Source organism: Actinoplanes sp. NPDC023936 (assembly GCF_040639325.1).
In the GTDB taxonomy this organism is placed as follows: Bacteria; Actinomycetota; Actinomycetes; order Mycobacteriales; family Micromonosporaceae; genus Actinoplanes.
The window spans coordinates 44,154-52,370 of record NZ_JBEZZR010000052.1; the positions used below are offsets into that span (position 1 = coordinate 44,154).

At 73.7% G+C, this 8,217-nt stretch carries 6 protein-coding genes; 4 read left to right on the forward strand and 2 right to left on the reverse strand.

Annotated elements, in window-relative coordinates; genetic code table 11:
• Positions 1 to 25 precede the first annotated feature (25 nt).
• The 4 genes from AB0F72_RS38505 (at position 26) to AB0F72_RS38520 (ending at position 4,883) form a co-directional block, all read left to right on the forward strand.
• Complete coding sequence (locus AB0F72_RS38505; RefSeq protein ID WP_360442870.1) at positions 26 to 1,051, forward strand: hypothetical protein; 1,026 nt, start codon at positions 26 to 28, stop codon at positions 1,049 to 1,051.
• Between the two features lie 131 nt (positions 1,052 to 1,182).
• Positions 1,183 to 1,992 (forward strand): MEDS domain-containing protein, encoded by an 810-nt coding sequence (locus AB0F72_RS38510; RefSeq protein ID WP_360442873.1) that lies wholly within the window; start codon positions 1,183 to 1,185, stop codon positions 1,990 to 1,992.
• Positions 1,993 to 2,193: 201 nt separating this feature from the next.
• Positions 2,194 to 4,125: a hypothetical protein gene (locus AB0F72_RS38515; protein ID WP_360442876.1), complete on the forward strand. Its 1,932-nt coding sequence runs from the start codon at positions 2,194 to 2,196 to the stop codon at positions 4,123 to 4,125.
• 77 nt (positions 4,126 to 4,202) lie between these two features.
• Positions 4,203 to 4,883 (forward strand): hypothetical protein, encoded by a 681-nt coding sequence (locus tag AB0F72_RS38520; protein ID WP_360442879.1) that lies wholly within the window; start codon positions 4,203 to 4,205, stop codon positions 4,881 to 4,883.
• A 56-nt stretch (positions 4,884 to 4,939) separates the two neighbouring features.
• Here AB0F72_RS38520 and AB0F72_RS38525 read toward each other — a convergent pair whose 3' ends face one another.
• Positions 4,940 to 7,678: an AAA family ATPase gene (locus AB0F72_RS38525; protein ID WP_360442881.1), complete on the reverse strand. Its 2,739-nt coding sequence runs from the start codon at positions 7,676 to 7,678 to the stop codon at positions 4,940 to 4,942.
• Positions 7,645 to 7,836, reverse strand: a complete 192-nt coding sequence (locus AB0F72_RS38530; RefSeq protein ID WP_360442884.1) for a hypothetical protein — start codon at positions 7,834 to 7,836, stop codon at positions 7,645 to 7,647. The genes AB0F72_RS38525 and AB0F72_RS38530 overlap by 34 nt, the downstream gene beginning before the upstream one ends.
• Positions 7,837 to 8,217: the final 381 nt, after the last annotated feature.

Genomic DNA, 8,217 nt, shown 5'->3' on the forward strand with positions numbered 1-8,217 from the left:
CAGTCATTCTCCTTGAGGAGTTCCGATGGATACTCGAAGCCCCTGGCCGGTCGTGACCCGGGCGGTCCTCCTGCTCACCGCCGTCATCAGCGTGCTGCTCACCGCGTTCGCGTGGCCGTCGGTGCGGTCCTCGGTGCACGACGTGCCGATCGCCGTCGCCGGCCCGCCCGCCGCCGTCCAGCAGGTCAGCGCCGCCCTCGACGAGCGCCTGCCGGGCGCCTTCGAGATCACCGCGGTCGCCGGCCCGGCCGAGGCCGAGCAGCTGATCCGCGACCGCGAGGTCTACGGCGCGATCGACGTCAGCTCCGGCGGCCCGCAGGTGATGACCGCCACCGCCGCGAGCGCCTCGGTCGCGCAGACGCTGCAGGGCGTCGCCACCGCGCTCGGCCAGGCCCAGGCGCAAGCTCAGACGCCCGGCACCGGCGCTGGCGTCGCCGTCCGGGACGTCGTCAGCCTGCCCGCCGACGACCCGCGCGGCGCCGGCCTGGCCGCCGGCGCGCTGCCGCTGGTGATGGGCGGCATGCTCGCCGCCGTGCTGCTCACCCGGTTGGTGCGTGGTGCCGGCCGGCGGATCGCCGGTGCGTTCGCCTTCGCCGTCACCGGCGGGCTGGCGATGGCCGCGATCCTGCAGTTCTGGCTCGGCTCGCTGGACGGCTCCTACCTCGCCAACGCCGGCGCGATCGGGCTGACCCTGGCGGCCACGTCGCTGACCATTCTCGGTCTGGAGTCCCTGCTCGGGCTCGTGGGTTTCGGCCTCGGCGCGGTCGCCATGATGCTCGTCGGCAACCCGCTCTCCGGCGCCGCCACCGCGCCGGAGATGCTGCCCGGCTGGTCCGGCGCGCTCGGTCAGCTGATGCCGCCCGGCGCCGGTGGACAGCTGCTGCGCTCGACAGCGTTCTTCGGCGGCGACGGCGCGGCGCACTCGGTGATCGTCCTGACGGCCTGGCTCGCGGCCGGGCTGGTGCTCTGCCTGGCCGGCGCCCGCCGTGCCGCCGCAACGGGACCCGCCACCAGCAGCGGAGCGCCGGAGGCCGTACCCGCAAGGGGGTGAGGACAATCGGGAGCTGTCGGGTTTTGAGCAGGCCACGAAGGTTTCACGATGGGCCGCATCGCTGGCCAAGCCGTCCATCGACCGGCCAGACTCGTCCTGAACGGAACCGGGCGTCCGAGGAGGTGGCCGCCGTGCTCGCCATACAGCCGGGAGACCACGTCGGTGCGCCCTTCACGCTGCCCTCGCAGTTCGCCACGACGACCGTCACGGTCGCGGAGCGGGCGCTCTCCCACCAGGCCCAGATGATGATCTTTCCGGGGGACCCGCACCGGGACGGCCTGGACGGCTTCCAGCGAGGCCTCGGCCGGCGCAGCCCGGCGATCGCCGCGGCGCTGACCACCGGCCAGGTGCGGGTCGGCGACAGCCGGCGGGTTCACCTGGCGCCCGGCCGGTTCGACAGGGAGCACCTCGAGGAGGCGTACACCGCGGCGACCCGGCGGGCCCTCGCGGACGGCTACTCCGGGCTGTGGGTGAGCATCGACATGAGCTGGGCGCGCGACGTCGCCCCGGACGCCCTGGTGAGCTTCGAGGAGAGCGCGTCCGAGCTGTTCACCACCGGGCAGCTGACAGCGGTCTGCCACTACGACACCCAGATCTTCCCGGCCGGACAGGTGACGGCGGCCTGCGCGGCCCACCCCGCCGGGCTGGAGCACGAGGCGCCGCTGCGTCACCGGCGTTCCCCGGACGGGCGGACGCTGCGGCTCTCCGGGGAGGCGGACCTGTCGAACGCGGCCGCGTTCGCCGCGCTGACCCGCACCCTGCGGCCCGGCGACGTCCTGGACATCACCGAGATGACGTTCCTCGACGTCCGGGCGCTCGCGACGATCGTCCGCGCGTATCGCGACACGGCCGGCCTGTCGGTCCGGGCCGGCCGCACCCACGCCGGCCTGCTCGACCTCGTCGGGATCGGCCGGCGGGCATCGAGTGCGACCACCAGCTGACCAGCCGGCCTGGACAGCATGCCGCCGGCGGGTCGGCGAGCAGCCGGGCGGTCGCGGCCGCGGCGACAGCAGGGCCGCACCAGGGGTGACCGCCCCGCCGCCGGGAGGCCCCGCCCCGCTGGCTGAACGGCCGACCGCGACCAGGCGAATTGCCCTCCGCGCGCTTGGGGGCGGCCGTGGCCGCACCCCATGCTGTCGTCCATGACTTCGACCCTGACCCTTCTGCCCGTTCTGCGGGGACTGGTGGCTTCTCCGGCGCGGCGCCGGTCCACGATCGGCGGGATCTGCGCCGCCGCCGTGGCCGTCACCGTCGTCGTGGCCGGGCCCGGCAGCACGTCCGAGGCCGCCACCACGCCCCAGGTGGACGCCGCCTACGGAACGGCCGGCATCACCAGCGTCACCGGCGACCTGCAATCGACAGGCGTCGACGGTTCGGGCCGCGCGCTGCTGGCCACCACTGACGCGTCCGGCGCCGGCAGGCTGACCCGGTTGACGGCGTCAGGATCAACTGACACTTCCTTCGGTACGGGCGGAGCGGTCTCCCTGCCCTTCCCGGGACTGCTGCAGACCCATGCCGACGGCTCCGCCTCGGTCTCCGCCACCACGGAGTCGCGGCGGGGGATCCGGGTCCACCGGGTGAACGCCTCCGGCGGGACGGCCGCGTCGGCGACAGTGGCCGCGAACCACACCGTCGAGATCCTCGTTTCGGTCTCCGGGCGACCGAACGGCGGCCTGCTGGTGCACGGCATCGACCAGAACACGTCACCGCGGACACACGTGCTGGCGGCGATCACCGCGGGCGGCGGCCTCGACACCGGCTGGGGCGACGGCGGCGTGCTCACGCTCGCCGAGCAGGACGAGGACGACGTGCTCGCCGTCGCGGCGGCCGGTGACCGGGTGCTGACCGTCACCGGCCGGGGCGTCCACCGCTACACCCCGAGTGGCGCCCTGGACACCTCGTTCGGCACGGTGGCGCTGCCGGCGAACTTCGAGACGTTCTCGATCAGCGTGGCCGGGGACGCGTACCTGATCAATGGCAGGCAGACCGGGTCGGCGCAGCGCATGGCAGTGGTCAGGGTGCTGGCCGGCGGCACACGGGACACCGGGTTCGGCGTCGGCGGGATGGCCACCGGCGCGGTGCACGAGTGCACGCCGACGGCCCGCCGCTCGTTCGCCACGAGCGCCGGCGTCTACCTGATCGGGCACAACGGCGACTGCGGCGCGAGCCGGGTCTACGTGCACCGTCTCACCGCCCGCGGCACGTCCGACACCACGTTCGGCGTGGCCGGCGAGGTCATCGTCGATCAGGTCGGCGCCCGCCGGAGCATGGGCGGCAGCGGCGGCGCCCCGCAGCCGGACGGCAAGCTCGTCGTCACCTTCCGGTCGGACGGCGGCACGACCAGCGCGGTCCGCCTGCTGCCTGCCGCCGTGGCCGTGCCGGCGCCGTACGTCGCGGTGCGGGCCACCCGCCTGCTCGCGCCGAAGGAGGTGGCCGCTCGCAAGACGGTCACCGTCACCGTCGGCGGCAAGGCCGGCGTCCCGGCCTCCGGGGTGGCCGCCGTCGCCGTGGACGTGCGTGTCGAGCGCACCCGCGCGGCCGGCGGAGTGATCGCCTACCCGACCGGCGGCAAGGTCCCGTCCCTGACCACGCACGCGCACGTCACCGGACAGGCCGTGACGCAGCGGATCACCGTGCCGCTGGGCAGCGCGGGCCGGATCACCCTGCAGAACGCGTCGAGCGGCGCCGCGCTCCTGTCGGCCACCGTGGCGGGCTACTACCGTTCCGGCGCGTACATCCCGGTGGCGCCCGCCCGGCTGCTGACCGCGAAGAACCTCGGCGGCGGGAAGACAGCGACGGTGGCCGTCGGCGGCAAGGCCGGCGTCCCGGCCGCCGGTGCCACACGGGTCCTGGTGAACGTGTCGGTCAGCGGCGTGAGCAAGGCGGGGAGCCTCAAGCTCTACCCGGCCGGCGCACCGGCGCCGTCAGCGGTGATCGCGGCGCACGCGGCGAAGCAGCCGGGCAGCGCCGGGGTCTCCACGGCGCTCGGCGCGGGCGGCAAGCTGACGGTGCTGAACAACGCGGGCGCCGCGGGCACCGTGACCGTGGACGTGGTCGGTTACCTGAAGAACTGACGAATTCGTGTGAAAGACCTTTCCGAGGGTACCGGACCAATGTCGCCACATTGCCCGGCAAGGGGAGGGAGCAGGTCATGACATCGCGTTCCATCGGTACGCGGCAGCCATTGGCCGAAGCAATAGTCGCGCTCGCCGAAACGCCGGACGACGTGCCCGAGCTGCAGGAGAAACTCGAGCGGGTGTCACAATTCGCCGCCGACCGGATCGGTGCGGTGGATTACGCCGCCGTGTCGGCGCGGCCGAGTGACGGCAGGTGCACGGTGGCCATGAGCGGCGAGCTCGCCGCGGCGGTCTCGGGCGCGTCCGCCGCGCCGGAACCGTCCGGCTCCGAACCGGTTGCCACCACGATGACCTGGCCGAACTTCCGCCAGGAGGCGGCCGGCATGGGGCTGAGCATCGTGTCGGTGCCGCTCTTCACCGGCAGCGGCGCGGCGCGAGCCACGCTCGATCTGTACGGCCACGACGTGGCCGCGATGGCGCCGCTGACGGTGGGTATCTGTGCCGCCTACGATCCGGATCTGCCGGCGCCCGTCGAGAGCGAGGAAATGCGGGCGCTCGACGACGGCGGCGAGGAACTGATTGCGGGATTCGCCGAGGCGCTGTCGGTGCGGGCCACCATTCAGCTCGCTCTCTCGTTGATCGAGGGACCGGAGGAGGACCCCTACTTCACCTTGCGGCTGGACGCCGCGCAACAGGGGATTTCTCTGTCCGAGGCCGCCGCCGCCGTCATTTCCAGCAAACTGCTGCCGACGTAGGGACCCGGGTCCGGCGGGCACCGTTCCCGCGCGCCGGACCCGCGTCCCCGGCCGGGTCAGCCGCGGCCCAGGGCGTCCGCCACATCGGTTCGCGAGGACACGCCGAGCTTGCGCAGGATGCTCGAGACGTGCACCGCCGCGGTCTTCGGCGAGATGTAGAGCCGCCGGGCCAGCTCCGCGTTCGTCATGCCGTCGCTGATCAGCACGGCCACCTCCCGCTCCCGCGGCGTCAGCGCCGCCGCGCCGGTCACCGCCGGCGTCGCGCCGGCAGCCGGCAGACCCAGCCGGGCCCGGACCCGGGCGAGCTGGGCCACCCGCCAGCCGGCCCACCCGGCCAGCAGCCCGGCGGCCGCCTCCACCTGCGCGGCCGCCTCCTCCCGCAGGCCGGCGGCGAGCAGGCAGCGGGCCGCGCCCACCCGGACCGTGCCCCTGGTCGCCGGGCCCAGGATGTGCGCCTCAGTGATGGCGAGATAGCCGGTCAGCGCCTCGGCGTGCCGGCCCCGTGCCTCCGCGATCTGGCACTCGACGAGCGTCCGGTAGGCGTCCCACCCGTCCGCGTCGATCAGCTCGGCGGCCATCACGTCCAGCCGGTCCGCCGGGAGACCGAGCTCCAGCGCCGCGGAGATCAGGTCGTGGGCCTGCTCACCGCTGCGCCACGTCTGGTCCGCCATGACGGTGAGCAACTCCGCCAGGCTCGCCTCGGCGCGCGGCAGGTCGCCACGCCGGCAGGCCAGATGGAACGCCAGACCGGGAATCGTGGCCTGCGGGTTGTTCGGCAGCGCCGCCAGATCCGTGATCAGCCGGTCCACCCGATCCAGCTCGCCGGCCTCCAGATAGAGCCCGGCCAGGAAGACCGCGTGATAATCGGCCCAGCGGCCCCGGCGCCGGAAGCCGCGATCCTGTTCGCGGCCCTCTTCGAGCGCGGCGATGGCGGCGCGCAAATCACCGGCGCGCAACGCGAGACGGGCCAGGCCCTGGAAGTGCGTGGCGACCGCGAGCGACTCGAAGCCGGCCCGCTCGGCGTCCACCCGCATCCGTTCCAGGGTCTCGGCGTGCTCCACCGGTGACGTCGGCGGCTCGCCGTGCACCAGGACCTTGAGCGCCTGGGCGGCGAGGACCCACTCGCCCGCCTCTTCGGCCTCGTCCACCAGCCCGGACAGGATCTTGCGGCCGTCGGCGGCGGTCTGCGGGCGCTCGCAGAGCGTCGAACCCTTCTCCACCAGCGCGGCCAGCCGCACGGACGGCAGGTCGAACTCGTCGGCGAGAGCCAGCGCGCGGTCCGCCCAGAGCAGCGCGGCGTCCAGATCGTCGCGCAGATACGCCGACTGCGCGATCGCGGTCATCGCCCATGCCTGATCAGCGCCCGGCGGGAGCTGCCCGATCAGCGTCTCGATGTCGCGCGTCGCGGCCCGCATCTCGTCGGTGTCCCGGGACTCCCAGGCGAGACGGACCAGCAGGTACAGCGACTCGGCGCGGTCCGTGGTGCTGCCGCCCAGGTCCCGCCAGCGCCGGCCGTAGCGCAGCGCGTCGTCCAGCAGGCCGGCCAGCCACGCCGCCCGGGCCGCCGACGCGAGCAGCCCGGGGTCGTCGGGCGCCTCCTCCAGACCCATCTCGGCCAGCTGCAACGCCTGATAGGCGGACCCGATCGAGAGGTAGAGCGCGGCCCCGCGGCGAGCCGCGGCGATCATGTCGTCGTACCGGCCGGCGCCGCGGGCGTGATGTGCCACCAGGGCCGGGTCGGAGCCGCCGGCGGAGAGCAGCACGTCCAGCGCGGCCTCGTGCAGCCGCCGACGCTGCCGGCCCAGCATCTGCCCGGCGATCGCCTCCCGGACCAGCGCGTGCCGGAACGCGAACTCGTCCTCACCGGACTCGGTCAGCACGCCACGGGTCACCAGGTCGCGCAGCACCGCGATCAGCTCCTCCTCGCCGGTGCCGGTCACGGCGGCGAGCAGGTCGAACGGGATGCGGTGGCCGAGCACGCTCGCTGCCTCGACGACACGATGGCTCACCGGCTCCAGGTCGTCGACCTGGCGGCGCAACACGTCGGCGAGACTCCACGGGAGCGGCTGTTCGACGAGCGCCTCCACGTCGTACCCGGGAAGTGCTCGCAACAGCTCCTCCAGGAAGAACGGGTTGCCGCCGGCGCGATGATGCAGCGCCGTCGCGGCGCGCAGCGGCGCCGGCGCGCCGGTCGCTGCCGCCAGCAACGCCGCCGTCTGCGCGGGGGTCAGCCGATCCAGGCGTACGTGGGTGACCGCGTGCCGGCGTTCCATCTGCGCCAGCAGACCCGCCACCGGCTGACGGCGGGTCACCTCCTCCGGCCGGTAGGTGCCGATCAGCAACCGCGGCCCGCGCTGCTCGGCGATCCGCTCGAACAGCGCCGCGCTCTCCGAGTCCGCCCAGTGCAGGTCCTCGAAGACGATCACCGCGGGGGAGTCGCCGATCAGGCCGGCCAGGATGGCGATGCCGGTGTGCAGACGCTCCACCGGGCTGTGCCGCGGATCCGCGAGGGCGGCGAGCTGCTGCTCGTCGACCTCCGGGTGGCCGTCGATCGCGTCCAGCAACACTTCGTACGGCCGGGACAGCGAACCGGGCTCGGCCTGCCCGACCAGCACGACGGTCCCGGCCGGCAGCGTGGACAGCAACTCCTGCACCAGCCGGGTCTTCCCGATGCCCGGCTCGCCAGCGATGATCGCGACCGCGGGCTCGGACGCGGAAGCGAGCCGCGTCAACCGGCGCAGCTCGCTCTCCCTGCCGATCATCACCGGGCTGGCACCGCCGCGGATGGTTCGCACGACGCCAGGGTACCGGCGGGCTGTCCGCGGACCGCCTTCTCGTTCCGGCGGGACCGGGACCGCAGCGCCCGGGCGAGCAGCCGTTCCCGGTCGGCTTCCGCGACCAGTTCACGGTGCCGCTCGTGCGCCAGCGCCATCATCATCTCCGGGTGCATCATGGCCTCGTCCTCTCGTCAACCGCTGATGGATCGATCGTCGGTTGAGGAGGGAGCCGGTCACATCGGGAGTGGTTGCGTATCTTGGCTGGTCGGCCGCACCTAGGAAGGGGTCGCCGGCCGTCTAGGTATACCTAGATCCGCAGCGGCGTCCGTGGCCTTGCTCCTCGGCCCGGGCGGCTTCGATCGTCGCGGCGGGTCGGATGGCCGAACGCGCTGAACGCCGCTGTGACCCAGCTCGCCGGAACCCGGCTTTGCATCCGCGGCGATCGGCCTGTAATGTTTTCCGAGCCGCCAGGGAGACGGGCGAGCGAGCGGGACTCAACAGAGGCCCGGAGCGGCCGTCCTGGAGGACCCCCGAGGAATGATCACGGTTTTCGGATC